Here is a 24,221-nt window from a genome sequence, read left to right on the forward strand (position 1 = left end):
CTCTAGAGTAAATCGTCGTTATGCTTGTACAGCTCCATAACGGCTTCCGAACTGCCCATCTGGAGCGCCTTGTTTGCTTTTTCCTGTAATTTAGCAAAGCTTACTGCGCGGATGATATTTTTGACCGCCGCCACATTGGTTGGACTGACAGAGAGTTCGCTTACCCCCAAGCCGACCAGAAGGGTTGCAAGATTTGGATTTGCAGCTGCATTGCCGCAAACGCCTACCCACTTTCCATTTGTCTGTGCAGCTTTTACCGTCATTTCGATCATTTTCACGAGTGCGGGATGATAACTGTCTGCTTCATTGCAAAGATCAGGATGCCCTCGATCTATGGCAAGAGCGTATTGGGTTAAGTCGTTTGAACCGATTGAAAAGAAATCCACCTCCAGGGCAAGTTGATCAGCAATCATTACCGCTGAAGGCACCTCAATCATGATACCAAGCGGCAGCTTGGGAGCGTTTAACTGCGAACGAACTTTCTCTGCAATATCCCGTGCTTTTTGCCACTCTGACATCCTGCCGATCATGGGAAACATAATGTGGATTCCGGTCGATCCGGTTGTCTCTTGCTGCCAAAGCGCTACCTGGTAAATGGCTTCCAGTTGACGCCTGAACATGTCTTCATATTTAAACGAAAGGCGAACTCCACGCATACCCAGAAAAGGGTTTTCTTCATGGGGAATATGCATCCAGGACACCGGCTTGTCCCCACCGATATCTGCGGTACGTACGATTAACTGACGACTGCCGAGTTCCTCTATAATCGCTTTCAGGCTCTCGGATTGCTCTTCAATCGAAGGTTCTGCAACTGAAGATTCAAAAAGAAACTCTGTCCGTAATAAGCCTACCCCCTCACCACCATTTTCCAATACAAGTTTCGCGTCTTCAGGTTTGGCGATATTGCAAACGACATCGACGCGATGACCATCCTTTGTTTCAGCTACCTTATGTTTTTGCGCATCTTCCGTTTTGCGAATCTGATTCCATTGCTCCTTCCATTTCAACCCATTCTTCTGTGTTGCCTCATCCGGATCAACGTAAATGGAAGATGCCTGTGGATCGACAATAATCAGGTCACCATCCTCAATGTTTGTAAGACTTCCGTCGCCCAGGCCGACTACTGCCGGAATCCCCAGAGCTCGGGCAAGAATAGCCATATGACTGTTAGGGCCGCCAAGCTCCGTACAGATGCCGCGAACCTTCAGGCCATGTAAGCCGGCTGTCTGCGAGGGCGTTAAATCTTTTGCCATCAAAACGAAATCTGTTTGCGGGTACACAACCGATGAACTAGCCGGCACCATCAAGGCCACTACACGATCACGGACATCAATGAGATCTGCAATCCTTGCTCGTAACCGTTCATTGTCAACCTTTTTTAGGGAATCGACCTGCTTTTCAATGGCTTGATGAAAAGACCAGGCAGCAGTCTTACCGTTGACAATGTATTTTTCACTGTCGGTCAAGACCAGCTCATCCTGCAGCAATTGCTTTTGAGCGTGTAAGATAGCAGCTTCCTTTGGCGCCCTGGTTTGCATGTTGGCTTGCAGTTCGTCCAATTGATGGGCGGCCTCGGTCAGGGCAGTGCTAAAGCGTTTGGCTTCCTCTTTGGGGTCTTGTGCATTCTCCTCGAATGTCATTTTTCTCGAATGCAATCGAAATGCAGGTGCCATCGTAATACCGGGTGATGCCGCAGAACCGGTTATCGTCACACGACATTGAGGGGCGGGCAGGGCGGACAATACTGCCAGAGGATTGTAGGACGCATTATCCTCATCTTCATCACTATCCAGGCCTTGATTAATCATCTCAGCCAGTACCTGAACAGCTTGATCGGCTTCCGGCCCTTGTGCAGAAATTACCAGCTCGTCGTCAAGGCTGGCACCCATGGCCAAAAGGGATGCCATGGATTTACCATTGGCGGTCCTTTGGTCATTGCGAATACGGATATCTGTTTCACAAAAAGTTGCAGCACGCTCTGCAATCAGGCTTGCTGGGCGGGCGTGCATCCCCTGAACATCGACAACATTGGCCACGGCAGTTGTTGAGAAATCTTCCAGCTGTTCCGGCTCTGACTCAGAGGGCGCCTGATCGGTGGCGTTGAGTGCATTTAAAATATCGTTTTTATCGGTTGTACCGGCCAGTTTTTCAGCAAGCGCTTGATCCATGACCACCTCGGTGAGGCGTTGGAGCAGACTTAAATGATCCTGGCCTTTCGCTGCAATGCCAACAATCAGGTGTGCTATATCGCCCTTGTCATTCCAGGGAATACCTTGGGGAACCTGAGCAATAAAAACACCGGTTTTAACAACCTGGTCCTTGGCTTCATTCACCCCATGGGGGATGGCGACCCCATTAATTAGATAGGTACTGACCTTTTCTTCCCTGGCCATCAGTGGTTCCAGATAGTCTCCGCTAACGAGTCCCAGAGCAGACAGGTTTTGAGCAATCAATTCAAGGACATCTTTTTTGGTTGTTGCCTGGACGTTTAACGCTATCTGTTGCGAGCTAACCGTTAGGCTGTTTTCTTCAGCTGTTCTCTTTTCTTGCGGTGCTGATTGCTGAACGGTTTCCTCTGTTACTTCAGGCTGCTTGCTTACCTCTGGGCTTTTTTTACCACTAAGTAACTTCTTGAAAAAAGACATAATGACCTCCACTCACTTTGTGTAATCCGGGGGCAAGGTTTAAAGCCTGCCCCCTTCATCCTGCCGCCTTGTACTCCTCATCAAACGATACTTAGCTAAAACTACCTGCTTATTTCAGCTTGGCTACCAGGTCATCATAAAAGCCGGCATCCATAAAATTATCGATACTGAGGTGTTGAGCACTGGGAAGCTTAGCCTGTGCACGAGGAGTTAATTCGTTTTGAGTGATAACGATGTCCGCATCTTTAAGGTCATTGATGGCAGCATTGGTCACTTCTATATCAAGACCTGCATCATTGACCTTGCCACGAAGCACGGTTGCGCCCATGGCTGAAGAACCCATACCTGCATCGCAGGCAACAACAATCTTATGAATTGTTCCGGGTACAACTGCTTCAGGTGCAGCATCTTTTCCCTTTGATTCTGCCTTGGAGGCAGCAACTGCAGCTTGCGCTGCTTCAAGGTCATCGGTTTCAGATGCATCCATGCGGACGAATATGGCACCAATAAGGAACGAGGTAAGGGCTGACAGTGCAATGGAACTCAAGGTTAATACGATACCCATTCCTTTGGTGGACATCAGGGTCAAAGCAAAGACAGAACCTGGAGATGGAGGACCAACCAGTGCGTTACCGGTGAACATGTTAAATCCAACACCAACCATGCCGCCGGCAATGACAGCGATGATCAGTCTTGGCTTCATCAGTACGTAAGGGAAGTAGATCTCATGGATACCACCAAAGAAGTGAATGATCGCCGCACCATAAGATGACTTTTGTGCGGTACCTTTACCAAACACCATGTATGCCAGTAGAATTCCCAGACCTGGACCAGGGTTGGTTTCAATCAGATAGTAGATGGATGAACCGATCTTGGCAGCTTGTTCCGCTCCAAGAGGTGTGAACACACCATGGTTAATAGCATTATTTAAAAAGAGAATTTTTGCAGGCTCAACAATGATGGACACCAGCGGCAGGAGCGACATTTCTACGATCCAGCCAACACCGGATGCTAGGGCCGTAGTGACTGCAGAAACAATCGGACCAATTATGACGTAGGCTATTAATGCCGCCACCATGGAGATGATGCCAAGTGAAAAGTTGTTGACGAGCATCTCAAAGCCAGGCTTAATCTTGCCGTGTATCCGTTGATCAAACTTAATTACTGCGTACCCGCCCAGTGGGCCGGCAATCATAGCACCCATGAACATGGGTATACCACTACCAACAATGACGCCCATTGTTGTGACTGCACCGGCGACCGCTCCACGATCGCCACCAACAATCTTACCACCGGTATAACCAATTAAAAGCGGTAGTAAGTAGGTGATCATCGGGCCCACAAGTGATGCTAGTTTTTCACTGGGCAACCAGCCGGTTGGAATAAACAACGCTGTAATTAATCCCCAAGCAATAAATGCCCCAATATTAGGCATTACCATACCGCTTAGAAATCGACCAAATGACTGAGCTCCTACTTTTAACGTGTTAGCGGGCATAAACAGATCCTCCTTGTTACCTAGTTTGCATTTTCTCCCCAATCAAACCCATAATGCCTCAAGCGCAATCGTTACGGGAGTGAATACCCCGCCCAGGAAGCCGCCAAATCTTGGTAACGGCCTGTTTTGCTTGAGACGCCCCTTGGTATAGGTTTGCGTGACTCAATAACCACCATTTCCTCAATAAAACTGTCCGGCGAGTCATTAGCAGTTACTCGTAATGACCCGACCTTTAGAGTTATATGTAAACGATTACATATAATGGTGTCAAGAGTAATTGTTCGTTCAGGATCTCTTAAGGGGGTGGATGTAGTAAATGTTGTTTGTTTTTATGTAATTATAGTTATATAAAAATTTTCAACTTTGTTGAATTTTACCGGTTAGGAACCTGTCTGCCGGCAATCGTTTTCAGGTTTTGATGTTTTTTGGTCTTTTATACCGCTCGTGTAAGATATAGTTATCTACAAAAGTCTTGTTATCCCAACATCGGCAGCTTCATAGCCTTAATGCCTGCCTATCTAATTGAGCTATCAACCAAAAAAAAATCAAATAGTAAGTAAATGTATTTTAAAGGAAGCGAAAATGAGCTTTGTCCACACTTGTCAGTTATCAAAAATTGTAAAATCGGCAAAGTATTCGGCCTTCTTTGCGAAAACGTTTACATGGTTTTTGTGAAAATTAGATAGCGAAGACTTCGATCTGTCTCCCGGGTTTAAAAGAGAAATAAAATCAGTCCCCTGTCTGTTTCAGTAGGTAATGGGCTGAGTTTTGTACGTAATCAGATTTTAAAATGTATCCCAAGTGGTATTCTACAGAAAAGGCCATACGCCCAGGAATCAACTAGTCGAAATTCCAATTCTCTATAGCTGCAGCCCTCTATTTGTTTTACGGATGCTTCGTGTATACCCTGCTCTGCAGTCATACCGCAGGCGTTACTTTTAGCATCGCTCTTTTGCGTTAATGAGCCATATCTTGTAGAGCCAGGTCGTATATGATAATATTTTCATCAAGTATATCGCTGATCTTTTCCAACTCTTTCGTCTTAGGGGGGCAGGGGCAGCTTCTGCTAAAGGTAGCTGCTGGTTATGAGATTTTCTCTTGCTAAATCAGATAACTAGCTTCTCACGGACAAGCGCTAATTAACTTTTTTATATACAAGGAACGGCCATGAAAGAAACCATAATGTCTGAAAAGCAATCCAAGACTTGGTGGTACGCACTTCAAAGGTCGGAAATATATTTGTTTGCTGCTGTTGTTTTTGTTGTCAGCGTGGGGTGGTATGTATCCTTTCACTATAAAAATGCATTACGGCAAGCAATAATTAACTCATACCAAGAAACTCAATTAGAGATTGTACGTTCAGTTGCAAGAGCAACGGAATTGTATATTGCTGATCAGTTGGGAAAAGGAACGGATATCACCACTATTGAACAAAACATATTGAAAAAGTTTGTTGCCCCAATCCATTTATTGGAAAATGGTGATGCATGGATCTACGCACCCGATCATGTTGTTTTTGATTTAAGTTCAGACTTTCCTGATGCGTATCGTGGGAAAAGTATGGAGGAAATATTTGAATCACAAGTGCACTATGGTGCAAGTCATTATGAAAAAATGACAGATGATGTTTTACATTCACGAGAAGGAGTTGGTTGGTACATCTGGTTACCTGAAAAAGGGCCTGAAATTGCAGCTTGGACGCCAGTAAAATTTGGCAATTATGTTTGGACTATAGGTTTATCAACACCTTTATTTGAAATCCTTGAAGTAACTAAGGCTAAGAATCAGGAAATATTTATAACTCGAATACTTATATTTATTACCATACTCTGTATTTCTGTCCTGATATTTACTTTATTGAGCAAAGCACGTCGGCATAAGCTAGAAAATGAAACATATGAAACAAAGGCGAAACTTCAAGCACTGATAGAATCTATTCCAGACATAATTTATTTTAAAGATACTAAAGGAAAATATTTATTAGTTAATAAAGCTTTTGAAGACATGCTTGAGATGAGTCGGGTAGATATTTTAGGTAAAACCGATTCGGAAATATTTTCTGCAGAAAAATCTCAACTACGCAGGATGAGTGACGAACAAGTTGTAAAAAATTTAAAGCCCTATCAAGCTGAACATAGGTATCTGAATAAAAATAATCAAACCATCTTTTATGAAACGAATAAAGTGCCATTATTCAATAATCAGGACGACTTTATTGGTCTTGTGGGAATTAGCCGAGACATTACCGAGCGTAAACGAAACGAAGTGGCCCTTGAGAAAAAAATTACTACCCTGACAGGAGCATTGGATGATTTTAAGTCTATTACCTTCGAGGATCTTTTCAAGATAGAAGATATTCAACGTCTTCAAGATGAGTTTGCAGAAGCTACAGGTGTCGCCTCTATTATCACAACCCCGGCTGGAAGCCCCATTACGAATGCCAGTAATTTTTGTAGACTCTGTAATGAAATTATTCGTAAAACAGAGAAAGGTTTAAGTAACTGCTTTAAATCTGACGCTTATTTGGGAAGATTTAATCCTGATGGGCCAATTGTTCAACCTTGTCTTAGTGGAGGACTCTGGGATGCTGGCGCTGCAATATCAATTGGTGGTAAACATATAGCCAACTGGTTAATTGGGCAAGTGCGTGATGAGACACAGTCTGAAGAAAAAATGCGCATCTATGCTCAAAAAATTGGTGCTGACGAGACAGCTGTTATAGAAGCATTCCGTGAAGTACCGTCTATGTTGTAATCAGCGGAACAAAAACCCACCAAAAACAGCGATTAAAAATCAGCCACAACAACGGCTGGTCGCAGCTGTGCGTTTCAGAATGATGTCTTGACGACATTTCCTCCATAGTATCCAGAAGTTGTATTTTTACTCCTTATGCTCTTTTGCGATAGCTTTTCCCCTCCATGACAAGGATCTCCGAGTTATAGACAAGACGGTCGGCTATTGCTGTGGCCACGGTGGTACTGTCAAAAATGGTTCCCCATTGTGCGAATGGCAGATTGGTCGTTATGATGGTGGACTTCTGCTCATGCCGGGCACTGATAACCTGGAAAAACAAATTTGAACCCTGTTGGCCAAGCGGGAGATAACCTATCTCGTCACAGACAAGTAGATCCGGATTTTGATACGTTTTGAGTTTACTCAGCAAGGTATTGTTTTCCTGGGCGGCGACCAGTTGATTGATCATGTCCATTGCCGAGGTGAACAGAGTTTTTATGCCAGCCTGGGTGGATGCGTAGGCAATAGTCTTGGCCAACAGACTTTTACCGACACCGGGGTTGCCGATCAGTATGATATCCATTTTGCGGTGAATAAACTCGAGGTCGATCATGCCAAGGATAACTGCCTTCTGTTTCTTGCGGGAAGGATGGTGATCAAAGTTAAACTGATCGATGGTGGGTTGTTCGGTAAGCTTCGACTGTTTAAAGCAGCGCAGGATCTTTCCCTGGCGGCGTTTTTCGATCTCCAAGTCGAGCAACCTGTGAATGGTTTGCAAAGTCGAAAGATTTTTCTGCGCTCCCTGTTCCAGTAGTTCTCCGATATTTTCAGCACAGTGTGTGAGACGCAGTACCTTGAATTTCTTTTTTATCTCGTCAACCATTGTTTGATCTCCTCTTGAGGGCGATAGCGTCGTATTCGGCCAAAGCCGGAGTTGTGAGCCTGATTGCATTAAGGTCCTCCTGTTTGAGCCGTACCGGCAGATGAGTGCTGGTCGGAGTCATCTCCTGATAGAGGATATTGCGGACGTAATCAGCACCGATGACATTTTTCTCCAATGACTTTTTCAATCCGTAGATAAGGGAACTGTCTCCGAACTCATCGCGCAGTATCAGGAGGGCTGCGATATTTTTTCTGATTGGCAGGCGCAGTGAGTTCAAGCGCTCGAGATACTGGAGCGCCACCTCTCCCAAAGAGAGGAAGACCACTACCTGTCGATCTTGAAGCAGCCGTTTTTTGATTTTTTTCACCTGTTCCCGATGACCTGGCACTTCGATTCGCTGCTGTCTTTCCCAGCAGCGGCTGTGGCAGGCGATGAGTTTTTCTTTGAGATAGATTGAGATGAGAGAGTTGTCTGCCTTGAGGGTGACCTGTTTGCCGATGGCCCATGGCGGTACGGAATAAACATTGGTGTCAAAGCGCACACCGAAGTCTTTATGCACCTTGAGAGATGCAGTCTGTCGACAGTCAGGTAAGGGCTCAGGAAGTGGACGCAGGTTATGCAACCGGTCAATCGGCCGTTGAGATGTGGTAGCGTGCTTCCTAACGTTGGCTACAGTGTCCAGCCATTGATGCACCTGGTCCTGAACATCACTCAAGCTGCTGAATTCCCGCAGAGGCCAGAAATTGGTACGCAGGTATTTGATCGCATTCTCTACTTTCCCTTTTTCGTAAGGCGACCGAATTGTACAGGCATGCGGAAGGATGCCGAACTTGCTGAGAAACACGAGGAAAGCCTCATTGAAACGAACCACAGAGCCGACTCGCTCGGTCACTGCGGTGAGCATATTATCGACCACGATTTCTCTTGAAGTGCCGCCAAAGTAGGTGAATGCTTCCAGCAAACCTTGATGCAGATATTCCTGCTTCTGACTGTGGGAGAAATAGACGTAGAGCATACGACTGTAACCTTCAACCACCGCAAGGGCATACAGTTTTCTATGCCCGGCGCCATAGCTCAGGGAGGGGAAGTGGCCCCAGTCAATCTGTACCTGCTCACCTGGTTCGGATTCATAGCGGATGAACGGTTGGCGCTGAGCCTGCTGCCCCCGCAATTGTCTGAGCAAGGCCCTGACAATGGTGATCTCGCCAGTGAACCCATTCTCCCGTATTTTCCGCAGTACTACCGGTGCCTTGATGTCCGGGCAGCTATCCACCATTTCACCTATCATTTCGCGATAAGGGTCGAGTTTGGATTTTTTGGCAGTCCTCTCGGCAGGCATCGGTCTGTCGTCCTGCAGATATTTCGCCACGGTCTGCCGGTCGAGTTGCAGTTGTCTGGCAATGCTGCGTTGGGAAAACCCCTCTTTTTTAAGCTGCAGGATTTCAAGTGCCGTTCGCCTGCTGATCATGTCCTTCCCTCCTTGAATTGCCGAACAAGCTGATGGATGGTTGCCGGATCTTCCCGTCGCATATCTTCCTCATTCTGGAGTAACCGCGTTTGGTGTACAGGTTCAGGCGGAAGGGAAAGCACCTGGAATAAGGTGCCGTCAAAGGCCAACAGGTTTTTGCTGAGGAGCCCGTCCCGGGCAAGAATGTATTCATCGACATTGATGGTTAGCAGGGTGCAGATTTTGTCGTAGGAATAAAAAGACAGCCCCTGCCGGTCAGCCACCATGACCAGAAAAAAATAGAGCAGCAGCTCTTGATGAGAGAGGCTGCTCCAGAAACCATGGCGGAGAAAACGGTGCTCGATAAAGGCAAAGCTGCCGCTGATTGTCCTGACACGTTCAATAATAAGTGGATTTCGCATGATAGACCTCCGTTTTTCACTACGATATCGCATGTATTACCGGAAGACTATCGAGTCCTTCTTTGCAAGATCGCCTATATCGCTGTTGTTGGGACTATTTTTACAGCTAACGCGTCCATCTTTGCAAGATTCCCGCTGTCGGCAGAAATGAAATATGTCATTGATGTATCGTTTAAAAGGCTTTCTAACGTATCCATCTTTGCAAGATTCTCCTTCACCGGGACTGACTGGCGCGCGGCCTTGTCCCGTACCCGTTGCAGTTTTCGGTTTTGCTCGCAATAATTCGGATTTTTTTGACGATACTGTTGCCAATAGAAGGGATTTTTCCTCTGCCAGGCCCGCTGGCTCTCGCATTTGTTGGCCCGGTGATCTGGATCGGTCTGCTGTTTTTCTCTTTGCCATTTGCTCTTTCTTGCTCGCTGACAAGCCTTGGCTCCACAATACTTCTGGTTATGCACTCTTGGGTTCCTTGGTAGAATCCTTCTGCAACAGACGCATCGAAATGTGCAAGTCTTCACTCTCTCCTCCGCGGGTTGAGGGATGTGCACGTCGAAAAAAAGAAAAAGAAGAAACTACAAAGGAAAAAATAGAAGAAAAGACACCTGATATGCATCAGGATTGGATGAAAAACGTAAGAAAATGAAGAAGGAGATTATCTGTGGCTGGATTTCAACCGATGATGGTGTCGACTTTTAAACCGCTGATTTTGGTTGGGAAGTAAATCGCTGGTACCAGTCTATGTCGAGATATCAGTTTGAACGGATCGCTCAGGTACTCTTTACTCTCGCGAATCAGCTTTCAACTACTGCACATCAGAATATCCAACAAGCTCGTTCCATAGTAGAAAGGGAGAAAATAGAAAAATCACTGAGGGCGAGCAGGGAACGCTATAAGGCCTTAACTGAGGTATTGCCGATTGGCATTTTTGAAATAGACATTAAAGGTAATATCTTATTTGCAAACCAAGCCATGTTTGAGATGACTGGGTATAATCAAAATGACCTGAAATTAGGGCTAAATATTGACAAAGTTATATCTCCTGAAGATCAGGGTAAAGCATTATACATGATGCAAGATTTTTTTGATGGCAATGAATATAAAATATTGAGAAAAGATGGGAGCATATTTGTAGGATTTGTCAGTTTTAGATCATTTGTTGTTGAATCTATTCAATATTTGACAGGATATATTTTTGATTTGTCAAGTATTAAAGAAAAAGAAAAAGCTTTGCTTGAAAGTGAAGAAAAACTAGCTCGTTCAAAAAAAATGGAATCTCTTGGGCTTTTAGCAGGAGGAGTAGCCCACGATTTGAATAACATTCTGTCGGGAGTTGTTAGCTATCCAGAACTAATTCTTTTAGATATGGATAAAGATGACAAGTTGAGAAAACCTATAGAAAGAATAATGGAATCTGGAAATAGGGCAACTGCTATCGTTCAAGAGCTTTTAACTGTTGCTAGAGGTGTTGCAATAACGAAAGAGCCAGTGAGTATAAATAGCCTTGTTGAAGACTTTTTGAATTCTCCTGAATTTAAACAAATAAAACAGTTTAATCCATCGGTAAAATTTCGAATAGACCTGGATAGTGAGTTGTTTAATGTCAAGGGCTCTTCTGTTCACCTGCGAAAAGTATTAATGAACTTGGTCTATAATGCAGCTGAGGCAATTGTTGGAGGAGGCCATGTTGTTATTTCAACCAAAAACTGCTATTTAGACAGGCCCGTAAGTAGATATAATGATGTTCGCCAAGGGGAATATGCCCTTATAACCGTAAAAGACAATGGTCCAGGAATTGCCGATGAGGATCTCGAAAGGATATTTGAACCTTTTTATACAAAGAAGATAATGGGTAGAAGTGGGACAGGCCTGGGATTAGCAATAGTCTGGAGCATTGTTCAGGATCACGATGGTTACATCGATGTGGAGACCAGTATGAATGATGGTACTGCATTTAAGCTGTTCTTTCCGATAACACGAGAAGAAGAGGTCACTGATAGTAGGTCGTTTAATATCAATGACTATATGGGTAACGGCGAGATAATTCTGGTTATTGATGATGTACAGAGTCAACGAGAAATATCCAGCAACATGCTAGAAAGGCTAGGGTATAGTGTGCAAACAGTTTCAAGTGGAGAAGAGGCCGTTGAATACATCAAGAAGCAATCGGTTGACCTGTTACTGATTGATATGATAATGGAACCTGGTATTAACGGTTATGAAACGTATAAGAGGATTATACTGATTCATCCAAATCAAAAAGCAATTATAGTCAGTGGGTTTTCTGAAACAAGTGATGTTAAAAAAACTCAGGATTTAGGCGCAGGAAAATATTTAAAAAAACCTTTAACTCTCGAAAAGTTAGGGGTAGCCATAAAGGAAGAGTTGAAAAAATAGAAAATTGATCAACCTAAAGTCGACTTTTGTTTTGTTCAGATTAATGCTGTTAACTACAAGCTCAAAATCAACTGCTACTGGGATAGTTTAAATTTCTTCTATCAATACCAATAATTGAGCTCTTTCCCCACACCTATGGGACTACTGATAGCTTGCAAAAATGCCTTGCGAAGAAATGGAAGAAGCTGAGTATTGGGAATGTTAACTATTTAAGTAAACCTGAAAGTTTACACATAATTCCTGTTTCTTGAATAATTGGTTATTGGAGAGGTTTTTAGATAAAATTACCCTTGCTGTATTAGAGTGTCTTATTTTAGTTTCGATTTCTACATCAAAGACCCCGGTGTTTGATGTAGAAAAAAAGAACTGCCCATAAACGGCTGCCCCCGAAAGAAAAAGTTTCTTTCGGGGGCGGAATGTGGAGCCTATTCTATTGTATTTGTTGTATAAACGATGCTGCCCGGCAAGGCAGATTCATTGACTCGCTTATTATACTTTTAAGGGGAATCCGCCATCAGCCAAAGTGGCCACAACTTTATCCTCAAGTTCCTTTATTATTTCCGGGCTCAGGGTTTTTTCACGATCCATAAAAGTCGTCCGCAGGGTGACTGATTTTTGTTCATCACTTAATTTGAACACATCCACCACCTTAGCGTTTGCCACTTCCTTGACCTTCAGCTTGCCAAGGACACTGAGAATATCACCAACTGGAATCCGGCTTTCGGCAACAACAGTGCAATCAAACTCAGACCATGGAAATCTGGGCAGAGCTTTGTACTTGGTTTTATCTTTGATCCGTTGATTCATGAAATCGGTTATATCAAAAATAGCCAGAGACACATTGCCCTTAATTTTGAATTGTCGAGTGATTACCGGATGAACAGTGGTAAGAAAACCACAATGTTTCCCCATCACCCTGATGTTTACATACTCATTGGGATGCAGTCCCGGCCAATCCGCAGGAACGTGGGGATTGGGAAACTTTTCGTTCTTTTCCTCAAACTGTGCATTGAGGTTTAAGTAACTCATCAGGGGCTGCATTACATTGAGCAGATTCATAAACGGAGACGCGGTTTTATCAAAGAAAACCACGCCCAACTGATATCGGTCCTGGCTGTAGGCATCCCCTTCCAGCTCTTGATACGAACGGCCCATTTCAAAAAACCGGAAGGAAGTAAAGTTTTTCTGGTTCAAGGCGGCCTTTTCCAACAGTGAGGGGACCATACTGGGGCGCATGCGGCTTAATTCGTGGGACAGGGCATTTACCAGCTCCAGTTTATCGTTTTTCACCGGCCAGTCTGCCTGCTCCAGCAGTTTTTCGCCTACCATGGGATAGGTCATCACTTCCAGGGCCCTGCCATTGAAGACCATGAAATTCTGGATACGGCGCTGCATCAGTTTGGCTTCACCCAGTCGTACGGTTTCAATTATGTTTTTAGGAGAAATAGGAACTATGTTATCGTAACCGATGATTCGGCCGACCTCTTCGATCAGGTCATCCTCGTATTCAATATCTTTTGTGGCGCGGTAGCTGGGAACGGTAACGGTTAGTTGCTCTCCTTTCTTTTCAACGAGAAAATCCAGGGATTCAAGAATCGCAATAATCTGCTCCTCCGGAACATCTTTCCCCAGCACTTTGCAGACTTTTGCATGGCTGATTTCGATCTGCAGTTCAGGAGTGGGCTGTACTCCGTCCTCCTGCATGGAGCCTACAACCCTGGCTTCAGGACAACTTTCACGAACCAGCTCAACAATACGCAAGATGGAACGTTCTAGCTGGTTGGTATCCAGGCACTTCTCGTACCGCTGTGAGGAGTCGGTTCGCAGTCCAAGGCGAACACTCACTTTGCGAATTTCGGAATCCTTCCAGTTAGCCGCTTCGATGAAGATTTTCGTAGTATCGTCTTTGACACCACTGTAAAGACCACCCATGATGCCGCCAATAACAGAAGGTCCTTCCTTGTCGCAGACCATGGTATCGGTGGGCAGCATTTTTCGTTCTTGCTCATCCAAAGTGACAAAGGTGCCTTCTTCGCCCATGCGGCGTACATGGATTTCACCGCCGCGGATGGTCTCGCGGTTAAAGATATGGTTGGGCATTCCCAGTTCCAGCATCACATAGTTGGATATATCCACGATATTGCTGATGGGGCGTAGGCCGCAGAGACGAAGACGTTCCTGCATCCACTGAGGGCTGGGTTTAATGGTGATATTGTCCATGCTGAGGCCTTTGTAGCCCAAGCAGGAGGAATCAGCGTCTACGTGGACGCTCACCGGCGCAGCCTCATCAGTGTACAGACTACGAATAGAATTTTGCCATTCTTCGTTAAAACAGTCTTTCAACGGTTTGTTAAACACTGCTGCAAATTCACGGGCCATACCGTAATGTCCCCACAAATCAGGACGGTGGGTGATGGATTTGTTATCTATATCGAAAAGTATATCACTGGTGGCTCCGAGGTGTTCGGCAAGTGTTTGTCCGACCGTGGCGTCTTCAGGCAGGATCATGAGTCCGCTGTGATCCCCACTCAAGCCCAGTTCAACTTCGGAGCAGAGCATTCCTGCACTTTCAACCCCCCTGATTTTTTTGGGAGTCAGGGTAAACCCGCCGGGAAGGGTTACCCCTACAGAGGCAAAGGGTACTTTTTTACCAACTTCGACATTGGGCGCGCCGCATACCACCCGTTTTTCGTCTTCTCCGGTGTTAAAGCTTACCAGGCGCAGCTTGTCCGCATCGGGATGCGGCTCTATGGTGGTTATCTCTACAACCTTAATTTGCTCCAGATGAGCACCGGTGGTCTCCACACCTTCCACTTCGCAGGTGGCCAGGGTAAATTTTACCCCCAACTCTTCCGGAGAAATATCTTTAGGGAGATCCACATAATCTTTTATCCAATTAATACTAATATTCACTGATAATCTCCTCTGCTCTCAATAGGACTTGAACTGTTCTGCAAAACGTAAATCTGCACCATGCAGATGGCGAATATCATCAATGTGATAACGCATCATAACAAGCCGATCAAGGCCCAGTCCAAAAGCAAAGCCATTCCATTTTTTGGGGTCGATACCACCGGCTTTTAAAACATTGGGATGGATCATGCCGCAGGGAAGCAGTTCTACCCAACCGGTTTGCTTGCAGACGGAACAGCCTTTTCCTGCGCAGATAAGACATTCGATATCAAGTTCAAATCCAGGTTCTACAAAGGGGAAGAAGCCGGGGCGCAGTCTAACATTCACATCTTGACGAAAAATTTCAGAAAGGAGGGCTTTCATAAAATAAATCAGGTTGGCTACCGAGATATCCTTGCCCACCATCATTCCTTCCAGTTGATGGAAAGCCATTTCGTGGCTTGCATCGGTGGCCTCACAGCGAAAAACTTTTCCAGGGCCGATAAATTTGAAAGGAGGGTCGTTGGCCTCCATTCCTCTTACCTGGATAGTGGAGGTGTGTGTCCGCAGCAGATGCTTCATATCTGCAAACCAGAAGGTGTCCTGCATATCTCTTGCTGGATGGGTATCTGGGATATTGAGTGCTTCAAAATTGTGAAAATCGTCCTCAATATGAGGGCCGTCCAGTATGTCAAATCCCATGGAGATAAAGATATCCTCAATCTCACGCTGGATGATGGTAACCGGATGATAGCCGGCAGCCAAGAGCCCCTTCGCTTTGACGCTATCGGTAAAGCTGATATCCTGCCAGTTTTCTTCAAGCTTTGCGTTTATCGCAGCCGTTTCGATTTTCAGCAGTTGAGCAGATAAGCTGTCCTGGATCTCCTGCTTAAATTCATTGGCTTTTGCACCCACAGTCTTCCGCACGTCTGCAGAAGCTTCACGCATCCCTTTGAGGATGTCATTTAATTTCCCCTTTTTCCCAAGGTAATCGGCCTTGAAATCAGCAAGACTGTTTTTGTCTGCCAACGTTCCCACCGACTCACGGAATTCTTTTTGTAACTCTTCCAGCTTTTCCAGCATGCTTTACCTCTTCACCATCTATCATTGGCCACGATAGACACAAAAAAGCTCCCCATGGGGAGCCTCGATTAGTATTTCAAACCTTCAGCATTTTTTGCCTCATCCATCACGGTAAACGAGAAAGAGGAAAAAATATACCCTTTGTATGTTTCTACCCAATATAGGGGAAAAATTTATTGTGTCAATTTGATCCTGAATATTTCGGCACAATAATTTAAAAAGAGTGCATTTGATGCACGTTTGCAATCATAGTTAATGGGGCCGCAAGAACAAACGAATGTTTTTGGGAACGTGATGCTTTTTTTTCAAGAAGACGAGCGTAGCAAGTTGGTTCTTTTTTGGCAAAGCCGAAAACGTTTGCTTACCAGTTATCCGGCAGGGCGTGCCACCGGTATTGATCAAGGTTGATTTTGCCGGTTTCGTCAAAGGCAACCCCTTCATCTTCAAGCAGCATTTTCTGTTGTTCATATCCTTGAAAAGGCTTGAGTGAGATTCGACCTTCTCTGTTAACGATGCGATGCCATGGGAGTTTTTCCGGTTTTGCGCATGTGTGGAGTATTCGGGCTACCTGGCGCGCAGCTTGTGGATTGCCTGCCATTCGAGCAATATCGCCGTAAGTGGAAACGTAGCCGCAGGGGACGGAACGAATAAGTTCTATTATTTGGGTTGTAAATTGCTGTCTGGTCATACCTGTCGAATACTCATCCTTTGTATCGACTTGATTTCAGGTGCTTGCCTGTGCTGCACATGCTCATTTTTTCATCGCACCTATCGATGTTGCCTCTCGAATTCCAGTAGTTTCCGTTTTATGCTCAGTCCGTGGGCAAAACCGGTCAGCGATCCATCTGCACCGATAACCCGGTGGCAAGGAATGATCAGGGGGATTGGATTTTTGCTGTTTGCCATACCCACCGCTCGGCTCGCTTTTTTGTTGCCTATAGCTGCGGCAACTTCTCCATAGGTTCGAACCTCGCCGAAAGGAATATCTAAAAGAGCGGTCCATACTTTTTTTTGAAAATCGGTTCCATGTAATTGGAGAGCAACAGCAAAGCTTTGTAAGTTACCTGCAAAGTAGGCCTCAATTTTTTCTTTTGCATCGGCAAAGACGGCTTCATTGCGTATCCAATCATCACCAATGGCAAATGCTCTTTTCCCCTCACCTGTATCCAGGTGCAATCCGCATATCCCGTCTTTTGTCCCTGCAAGTATAATTTTACAAACAGGAGTGTCGAATGTGGTGTAAAAGATCATTGATTTATTTCTCCCGGCCTTTGTTCCAGAGACAAAGGGTGGCATAAGTTCTGTATGGTCGCCATTGCTCGACTGCGGAGAGTAATTCTTTTTAGTGGGCACTTTCTCGCCGCGTGTTAACGCTTTGAGTAACCCCAGGTCGCAATAAGGAAAACTGTCGATCATTTCCAGTCCCTGCGTGGATACAGAGCTCACTGCCCAGTCCCCGATCTCTTTTTGTACAGGAGCGCCGTCCCTGTATTTTTTTTCTGTTTGATGTTTCATTCGAAAAGCTGTGGGGGGCGACGTTCTTCTGAAAACGTATGATATTGCATAGGTCCAATTCTGCAAGCCGATTTCGGGCGGGGCATATAGAGAAGATAATGTGTTCTGGGAATAGTGTGAGTGTATTTTTAATGGAATTGTAAATACTTCTGACTCTGTCAGCTTGACATTTTCTGTGCTGCTCGACATACTTTATGTAGGAACTGATCTCGAACTAAATTGCTACTGATTGAAGATGCTCTTGAGAGAGCGCAAATTGTGACGAGTTGTCATCGCAGAATGATGTAAATGTTCATTAAGGAGTTTGTTTGGTGCAAAATTCATGAAAAAACCTTCACTGATTAAAACCATTCGCACCGCCATAATTTTTACCTTCATTGCCTTGGCTGTTATTCTGATTGTACTTCATACGTTGAAGGCTATCGGGGAAAGTAAAGCGAGTGAAGACAGAATTCGTCGTGATTTTATTGAAGATCAACGGCGTATGATCAAGGGCCAGGTCGATCGTGTTGTCAATGTTATAGATGATTCTGTCAGGAGCAATCTCTCTCAAGCAAAAGACAACGCCAGATACCGGGTCAACGAGGCCGCCATGGTTGCCCTGTCCATATACAACCAGCTCAAGGGGAAAGTAGAGGCGAGGGAAATAGAAAGCAGTATCATAGAGGCTCTGCGGCCAATTCGCTTTGATAACGAGTTGGGATACTATTTTATCTGTGATGTTAAAGGATTTGCTCGTTTGATAGCCGACAATCCTGAGCTTGAGGGAAAAAATCTTATTGATCTTCAGGATGAGAGTGGGCGGTATATCGTGAGGGACATGATCGGTATTACCCAAACGCAAGGAGAAGGATACTACACCTACAATTGGACAAAACCTAATGAAACTGGTCGGAGGCATAGAAAAATATCCTATGTCAAATATTTAGAGCCTTTAGGATGGTATATCGGGGCCGGCGTGTACCTGGATAAGATTGAAACTTGCCTTCAGCAAATTATTGCTGATTACGTTACCATGAATCGATTCGGCCCCAATAATCAGGGGTATGTTTTTATCAACGAGATCCTCAACATTAATGGTGGCAAGGCTTTTGCCAGAGTATACGCGAACCCTAACCGGCCCAACGATACCGGCAAGCTCATCTCAGACGATTATCAGGATGCGAAAGGAAAGATGTTTCGTCGAGAATTTTTGAAAGGTTTGCGTGAGTACGGAGAATGTTATGTCGATTATTGGTATCGCAAACTCGATGTAAATGAACCGAGACCGAAAACCAGTTATTTCAAGCTTGCTGCGGATGGTAGATTTATGGTTGCTGCCGGCGTTTACCTCGACGATGTGGATGAAGAAATAGAAAAAATGCACGCAACACTCCGGAGCCGGTTGAAAAAAAGTTTTTTCATTATCGGTATGGTTTTCCTGGGCGCGCTCGTGTTGGTGACTCTGCTTTTTAATAAATTGAGTAAAAAAGTGGAAAACGATTTTCGTGTCTTTTCTGATTTTTTCAAAAGGGCTGCAACCACCTCTGATCATATTGCCCGGGAAAAAATTATGTATGGAGAACTGGACCTGCTCGCCGATTCTGCAAACCGAATGCTGGATGATAAAATGGAGGTTGAAGAACAGTTGAGAAACGAGCGGGAACGACTTCGTGTTACCCTTCATTCAATCGGAGATGGCGTGATTGCGACCGATACAAAAGGAACCATCCTGCTCATGAACGGAGTCGCAGTCCAGCTGACAGGTTGGACGGTTTTCGAGGCCATCGGTCGCCATGTTAACGACATTATGGTGATAAAGCAGCCTGGCAAATCAGAAAAACAGCCAGTAATAGATCTCGATCACGGTAAGGCTCGTCCGGAGCGTGTTAGCACCCTTGTATCGCGGTCAGGGAATGTGCATCACATTGCTGCGAACAGTTCCCCTATATCTGGGGATAAGGGTGATGTCCTTGGGAAAGTAATAGTGTTTAGGGATGAAACCGAGAATCTTCGCATTGAAGAAGAGCTTTTCAAAGCTCAAAAACTTGAGTCGGTTGGTTTTTTAGCAGGGGGAATTGCACACGATTTTAATAACATTCTGGCTGGAATATTCGGTAATATCGAACTTGCGAAAAAGGAAATCAGGCAGAGTGATAAAGCCTTCCCATATATTCAGATGGCTCATGAATCACTGCAACGTGCCAAGAGCCTGACTTCGCAGCTGCTTACTTTTGCCAAAGGTGGGGACCCGATTATCGAAACGGTTGATCTTAAGCAGATGATCAGGGAGGTCGTTTCTTTTAATTTGAGCGGTAGCCCTGTAAGAGCAGAATATGATATCCCTGAAAATATCTGGCCGGTCCATGCCGACGACGGTCAAATCTCTCAGGTCATCGCCAATCTGGTCATCAATGCCAAGCAGGCTATGACAAGCGGAGGCACTTTGACAATTCGCACCGCAAACGTTGAGGCGGCTGATTCCATGCTCAATACCGACAGTGTACGGCTGGAAATTGAGGATACAGGTACGGGAATGGCTGAGGACGTCGTCGCACGTATCTTTGATCCGTATTTCAGCACTAAAGAGACAGGGCGCGGGCTTGGGCTCTCGATGGTTCATTCCATAGTGGAGAAGCACCTGGGCCGGATATGTGTGGATTCAACGCTGGGCAAAGGCACTGTTTTTGTCATTTACCTTCCTGCCGAGAAAACAAAAGGCGCTCCCCCTGTAGAAAACGCTCAGCTAACTGAAGAGATAGCCACCATCCCTCAGCTGAAAATATTAGTAGTAGACGACGACGAGGTTGTTCAATTGGTGCTGTCTGAGATGCTGCAACTCCTTGACCAAAAGGTCGAACAGGCCAGTGAAGGGGAGGCGGGCATACAAAAATACATCCAGGCGTTTCGGCAGGGTATCCCCTACGATATTATTCTGCAGGATCTCACTCTCCCTGGTGGTAAAGGTGGTAAGGAAACAGCGCAAGAAATACTTGCATTTGATCCTAAGGCAAGAATCATAGCCATAAGTGGTTACGCAAACGACCCGATTATGGCACAGTACAGGCAATATGGTTTCAGTGGACGAATTGCTAAGCCATTCAAGCTGAGGGAACTTGAAAAAGAAATTATGAGGGTATTTAATCTGTGACAATAGAGGATAGTGGAGACCAGAGATGATTCGCAGGTTGAAGCTACTTAGAGGATAGCTGCGTAGATGTACTATTTGTTTTCATTGATGGTGGTCAGAGATGTATGAGAAAGTAAATTGTGAGGATATTTTTCAATTCACAAATATCAGTATTGTTGTAATTGATCCAAAAGGGTGCATATCTCACATAAACCGTAACGCTACGATATTGCTCAATCTGAATATCGACGCTCATCTCGATAAAGAATTAGCAAGCGTTCTTTCGTTTTTAAAACGACCACTCAGCGATTTTTTCAGTAACAAAAAGCAAATTAGAGGGTATCAGGTTCAGGGGCCGCAGTCACAGCTGGTTCTGGATGTAAATCCCGTCTTCAAGCAGGAAAAATTTGCAGGGGCTGTTTGTATGTTTCAGCAGCTTGAAAATATTGAAAAATCGGCGCAAAAAACTGACTCGTTCAAAATAATTAATCGCCAGTTAGAAAGAATAATTGATTCGTCATCAGATGGCATATGGGTTTGCGACGGTAAGGGAGAGGTCATCAGTCTTAATAAGGCGTCAGAGGCACTCAATGGCATAAAGTGTGATAAGGTGATAGGGCGCAATGTACAGGATTTATTGGATAATAAAGTTTTTGATCAGTCAGTGACTACCCAGGTGCTGGAGAGTGGCAATCGCGAAACAATAATGCAATATATTGCAAAAACCAAAAAGTTTCTCCTTTCCACAGGTACTCCGGCATTTGATGAAAATGGTGATATCGCACTCATTGTTGTTAATGAAAGGGACATAACCGAACTCAACACCCTACGTAAAGAATATGAGCAGAGTCAGAAGATAAGAGAAAAGTACAAAGAAGAACTCTCTGAACTGGCTTTGCTGGAGTTGCAAAATAATCCCATCATTGCTGAAAGCCCTGGAATGAGAAGCATCTTGCAGATGTCCTTAAAGCTTGCTCACCTCGGTGCATCCAATATTCTCATTTTGGGGGAGTCTGGTACGGGCAAGAGCATGTTGTCCAAAATGATTCACAAAAACAGCAGCAGGCGCAAAAATCCATTTGTTGAAATTAACTGCGCTGCATTACCCGAAAGTCTGCTTGAAGTAGAGCTTTTTGGATACGAAAAAGGAGCCTTCAGCGGTGCGAACTCCAAAGGGAAAGTGGGGTTGTTTGAAATGGCTCATGGTGGGACCCTTTTTCTCGATGAAATAGGCGATATGCCTTTGCTTTTGCAAGCCAAACTGCTCAAATATTTAGATAACCATGAAATTCGGCGAGTCGGTGGTACCGATGTGTTTCACGTTGAATGCTCCGTGATTGCGGCTACGAATCAGGATTTGCATGAGCTGGTGAAACAAAAACTTTTTCGAGAGGACCTCTATTACAGGTTAAATAGTTTTATTCTCAAAATTCCGCCCCTCCGGGAAAGGACATCAGACATATCCGGCCTGATTCGATTTTATCTGGAGAAATTTAATACCAAGTACAACTGCAATAAAAAAATCAATTCCCAGACTATGCAGTATCTGTTGCAGTATGCCTTTCCTGGAAATGTGAGAGAGTTGAAGAGTATTGTGGAAAATGTTGTCGTCATGGATGAACGTAGCAATGTTGATGAATTTGTCAGGGGAAGTCTTGGCGGGAATGAGCCGGCATATTCAAATCTGCTGCTTGCTGGAGCCGATAGTCATGACTTCAACCTTTCCAATGCGCTCCAAAAAGTTGAGAAAGCGCTGCTTATTCGTACCAAAAAAGAATTCACCACCACCAGGGAAATGGCTAGACATCTTGGTATTAGCCAGCCTTCGGTTGTTCGTAAGTTAAAGCAGTATAATATTGCTTAGATTCGTTACTTGCTCTTTTCATAAGGCGTGGCGCGTTGACGATTCATTTTTGGATCAAGGTTGGGGCGGATAAGGGGGATCTATAGTTAATGTCATGCGATATTCACGTTGTTAGATCTATTTTTGAATCATTCCCCTCGTTTTTCGTCAAATGTCGCCGCTGTTGATCTATAAATGGATCGAACTCTGCGCCTTGCTCTGTATCTTTTCGCTTATCTATCTATTTTTATAAATAAAAATAGTTTTTTCCGTTGTTGGCGTCAAATTTGCTTTTCTTTCGATACAAAAAGAACGGCAATGCAAGTCATTTTGGCAAAATATTAACAATTCATAAACGGAGAAAAAGCAACATGGACTCTTTTACAACCAACGCTGCAATCAAAGAGGTGCGCGACAAATATATGGCTAAAGGAACTGCCAGCGGCACTGATGCATATGTGTCGCACGCTAAAGGTGCAGTTATCACAGATGTAGAAGGTAACGAGTATATTGATTTTGCTGGTGGTATCGCTGTGATGAACGTTGGGCACTCACACCCAAAGGTCGTTAAAGCGATTCAGGATCAGGCTGAGAAGTTCACCCACACTTGCTTTATGGTTTCACCATATGATTCCGCAGTAAAGCTTAGCCAAAAGTTGTGTGAAGCTGTTCCTGGTGATTCCCCCAAGGCGGCGATGTTTGTCAATAGTGGTGCAGAAGCAGTTGAGAATGCAGTGAAAATAGCAAGGTACTACACGCAGAAGCAGGGAATTATTGCTTTTGATGGTGCCTTCCATGGGCGTACTTTAATGGGGATGACGCTTACCTCCAAGGTGAAGCCATACAAATTCGGCCTTGGTCCATTTGCGCCGGAAGTCTACAGAATGCCTTTCGCCAACTGCTACAGGTGCCCGTTCAACCAGGAATACCCAGGTTGTAAGGTGCAATGCGCAGATCATCTTGAGCATATTTTCATCAACACCGTTGCTGCTGAGCAAACGGCAGCAGTCCTTGTCGAACCCGTGCAGGGTGAAGGCGGTTTTATTGCACCTCCTAAAGAATACTTCCAGAAACTCAAAGCAATCTGTGAGAAAAATAATGTTTTACTGATTGCGGATGAAATTCAGTCCGGCATGGGGAGAACAGGTCACATGTTCGCCATGGAGCATTATGGCATTGAAGCAGATATTACAACCGTCGCCAAAAGCCTGGCTGCAGGCATGCCGTTAAGTGCCGTTGTCGGGAAAAAGGAAATAATGGATGCTGTACATCCATCCGGCATTGGCGGAACCTATGGAGGAAATCCGATTTGTTGTGAGGCAGCCCTGGCTGTCTTTGATATATTTGAATCTGAAAACCTTCTTGAAAAAGCTGTAGAGCTCGGAGTGACTCTGGACAACAGATTTAAAAGACTGCAAGGAAAATTCAGTATTATAGGGGATGTTCGCGGTCTCGGTCCCATGATTGCCATGGAGCTCGTCAAAGACAGACAGGAAAAAACTCCAGCTGCTGATGAAACCAAAGCGCTTGTGAATATTGTCTTGAGCGAGGCTTGCTTATATTGGCCTGTGGTACCTACGGCAATGTGATTAGATTTCTGATGCCGCTGGTCATCACCGATGAGCAGCTTAATCAAGGTTTGGAAATTTTAGAAGATGGATTTGCCGCGATCTGCCAGTAACCGTCAACTGCTGTTCGGGTAATTCGGCCCCGTTTCAGCTTCTTAATATATTAGGAGTGGGAACGGGGCGGCGATG

15 protein-coding genes and 1 pseudogene are annotated in these 24,221 nt (G+C 44.8%); 6 read left to right on the forward strand and 10 right to left on the reverse strand.

The genetic code is table 11. The features are described from left to right. Positions 1 to 2: 2 nt before the first annotated feature. On the reverse strand, positions 3 to 2,645 hold the full coding sequence (ptsP, locus tag ACHZCY_RS13545) for a phosphoenolpyruvate--protein phosphotransferase (protein ID WP_319549266.1): 2,643 nt from the start codon (positions 2,643 to 2,645) through the stop codon (positions 3 to 5). Between the two features lie 115 nt (positions 2,646 to 2,760). Then, positions 2,761 to 4,143: pseudogene (locus tag ACHZCY_RS13550) on the reverse strand (PTS mannitol transporter subunit IICB); the annotation flags it as partial. A gap of 1,167 nt (positions 4,144 to 5,310) precedes the next feature. On the opposite strand from ACHZCY_RS13550, the gene ACHZCY_RS13555 reads away from it, so the two are divergent. Beyond that, positions 5,311 to 6,897: a PocR ligand-binding domain-containing protein gene (locus ACHZCY_RS13555; RefSeq protein ID WP_319549268.1), complete on the forward strand. Its 1,587-nt coding sequence runs from the start codon at positions 5,311 to 5,313 to the stop codon at positions 6,895 to 6,897. A gap of 133 nt (positions 6,898 to 7,030) precedes the next feature. Here the strand turns inward: ACHZCY_RS13555 and istB are convergent, their stop codons facing one another. From istB to ACHZCY_RS13575, 4 genes are all read right to left on the reverse strand, one after another. Further along, the gene (istB, locus tag ACHZCY_RS13560; RefSeq protein WP_319549145.1) at positions 7,031 to 7,759 is read right to left on the reverse strand and encodes an IS21-like element helper ATPase IstB; all 729 of its coding nucleotides are present in this window, start codon (positions 7,757 to 7,759) and stop codon (positions 7,031 to 7,033) included. Next, complete coding sequence (gene istA / locus ACHZCY_RS13565) at positions 7,752 to 9,227, reverse strand: IS21 family transposase (protein ID WP_319549144.1); 1,476 nt, start codon at positions 9,225 to 9,227, stop codon at positions 7,752 to 7,754. Before istA ends, istB begins: the two co-directional genes overlap by 8 nt. Beyond that, on the reverse strand, positions 9,224 to 9,628 hold the full coding sequence (locus ACHZCY_RS13570) for a hypothetical protein (RefSeq protein ID WP_319548962.1): 405 nt from the start codon (positions 9,626 to 9,628) through the stop codon (positions 9,224 to 9,226). The genes istA and ACHZCY_RS13570 overlap by 4 nt, the downstream gene beginning before the upstream one ends. A 74-nt stretch (positions 9,629 to 9,702) precedes the next feature. Beyond that, positions 9,703 to 10,086, reverse strand: a complete 384-nt coding sequence (locus ACHZCY_RS13575) for a hypothetical protein (protein ID WP_319548963.1) — start codon at positions 10,084 to 10,086, stop codon at positions 9,703 to 9,705. Between the two features lie 280 nt (positions 10,087 to 10,366). Here ACHZCY_RS13575 and ACHZCY_RS13580 point away from each other — a divergent pair, with 280 nt between their 5' ends. Then, positions 10,367 to 12,022: a hybrid sensor histidine kinase/response regulator gene (locus ACHZCY_RS13580; RefSeq protein WP_319549269.1), complete on the forward strand. Its 1,656-nt coding sequence runs from the start codon at positions 10,367 to 10,369 to the stop codon at positions 12,020 to 12,022. Between the two features lie 489 nt (positions 12,023 to 12,511). On the opposite strand, the gene pheT is transcribed toward ACHZCY_RS13580, so the two are convergent. The 4 genes from pheT to ACHZCY_RS13600 form a co-directional block, all read right to left on the reverse strand. Further along, complete coding sequence (gene pheT / locus ACHZCY_RS13585) at positions 12,512 to 14,935, reverse strand: phenylalanine--tRNA ligase subunit beta (RefSeq protein ID WP_319549270.1); 2,424 nt, start codon at positions 14,933 to 14,935, stop codon at positions 12,512 to 12,514. Positions 14,936 to 14,953: 18 nt separating this feature from the next. Beyond that, complete coding sequence (locus tag ACHZCY_RS13590) at positions 14,954 to 15,997, reverse strand: phenylalanine--tRNA ligase subunit alpha (RefSeq protein ID WP_205224426.1); 1,044 nt, start codon at positions 15,995 to 15,997, stop codon at positions 14,954 to 14,956. A 361-nt stretch (positions 15,998 to 16,358) separates the two neighbouring features. Further along, entirely contained in the window at positions 16,359 to 16,685 is a 327-nt protein-coding gene (locus tag ACHZCY_RS13595) for an MGMT family protein (protein ID WP_319549271.1), read from the reverse strand. 80 nt (positions 16,686 to 16,765) lie between these two features. Then, positions 16,766 to 17,512, reverse strand: coding sequence for a methylated-DNA--[protein]-cysteine S-methyltransferase (locus ACHZCY_RS13600; protein ID WP_319549272.1), 747 nt, complete (start codon positions 17,510 to 17,512; stop codon positions 16,766 to 16,768). 322 nt (positions 17,513 to 17,834) lie between these two features. Here ACHZCY_RS13600 and ACHZCY_RS13605 point away from each other — a divergent pair, with 322 nt between their 5' ends. The 4 genes from ACHZCY_RS13605 to ACHZCY_RS13620 all read left to right on the forward strand — a co-directional run bounded on the left by ACHZCY_RS13605 (position 17,835) and on the right by ACHZCY_RS13620 (position 24,145). Continuing rightward, positions 17,835 to 20,642 (forward strand): cache domain-containing protein, encoded by a 2,808-nt coding sequence (locus ACHZCY_RS13605; RefSeq protein ID WP_319549273.1) that lies wholly within the window; start codon positions 17,835 to 17,837, stop codon positions 20,640 to 20,642. 100 nt (positions 20,643 to 20,742) lie between these two features. Beyond that, on the forward strand, positions 20,743 to 22,485 hold the full coding sequence (locus ACHZCY_RS13610) for a sigma 54-interacting transcriptional regulator (protein WP_319549274.1): 1,743 nt from the start codon (positions 20,743 to 20,745) through the stop codon (positions 22,483 to 22,485). 350 nt (positions 22,486 to 22,835) lie between these two features. Further along, complete coding sequence (locus tag ACHZCY_RS13615) at positions 22,836 to 24,053, forward strand: aspartate aminotransferase family protein (protein WP_319549275.1); 1,218 nt, start codon at positions 22,836 to 22,838, stop codon at positions 24,051 to 24,053. Beyond that, on the forward strand, positions 24,026 to 24,145 hold the full coding sequence (locus tag ACHZCY_RS13620) for a hypothetical protein (protein WP_394713440.1): 120 nt from the start codon (positions 24,026 to 24,028) through the stop codon (positions 24,143 to 24,145). Before ACHZCY_RS13615 ends, ACHZCY_RS13620 begins: the two co-directional genes overlap by 28 nt. Positions 24,146 to 24,221 lie beyond the last annotated feature (76 nt).

The organism is Desulfogranum marinum, assembly GCF_963675105.2.
GTDB classification, from domain to species: Bacteria; Desulfobacterota; Desulfobulbia; order Desulfobulbales; family Desulfobulbaceae; genus Desulfogranum; species Desulfogranum marinum.

Excerpts from the sequence above, each read along its gene's own strand:
- ptsP (WP_319549266.1), bottom strand. The coding sequence starts at position 2,645 with ATGTCTTTTTTCAAGAAGTTACTTAGTGGTAAAAAAAGCCCAGAGGTA.
- istB (WP_319549145.1), bottom strand. The coding sequence starts at position 7,759 with ATGGTTGACGAGATAAAAAAGAAATTCAAGGTACTGCGTCTCACACAC.
- ACHZCY_RS13555 (WP_319549268.1), top strand. The coding sequence starts at position 5,311 with ATGAAAGAAACCATAATGTCTGAAAAGCAATCCAAGACTTGGTGGTAC.
- ACHZCY_RS13605 (WP_319549273.1), top strand. The coding sequence starts at position 17,835 with ATGAAAAAACCTTCACTGATTAAAACCATTCGCACCGCCATAATTTTT.
- ACHZCY_RS13600 (WP_319549272.1), bottom strand. The coding sequence starts at position 17,512 with ATGAAACATCAAACAGAAAAAAAATACAGGGACGGCGCTCCTGTACAA.
- istA (WP_319549144.1), bottom strand. The coding sequence starts at position 9,227 with ATGATCAGCAGGCGAACGGCACTTGAAATCCTGCAGCTTAAAAAAGAG.
- ACHZCY_RS13615 (WP_319549275.1), top strand. The coding sequence starts at position 22,836 with ATGGACTCTTTTACAACCAACGCTGCAATCAAAGAGGTGCGCGACAAA.
- ACHZCY_RS13590 (WP_205224426.1), bottom strand. The coding sequence starts at position 15,997 with ATGCTGGAAAAGCTGGAAGAGTTACAAAAAGAATTCCGTGAGTCGGTG.
- ACHZCY_RS13595 (WP_319549271.1), bottom strand. The coding sequence starts at position 16,685 with ATGACCAGACAGCAATTTACAACCCAAATAATAGAACTTATTCGTTCC.
- ACHZCY_RS13610 (WP_319549274.1), top strand. The coding sequence starts at position 20,743 with ATGTATGAGAAAGTAAATTGTGAGGATATTTTTCAATTCACAAATATC.
- ACHZCY_RS13580 (WP_319549269.1), top strand. The coding sequence starts at position 10,367 with ATGTCGAGATATCAGTTTGAACGGATCGCTCAGGTACTCTTTACTCTC.
- ACHZCY_RS13570 (WP_319548962.1), bottom strand. The coding sequence starts at position 9,628 with ATGCGAAATCCACTTATTATTGAACGTGTCAGGACAATCAGCGGCAGC.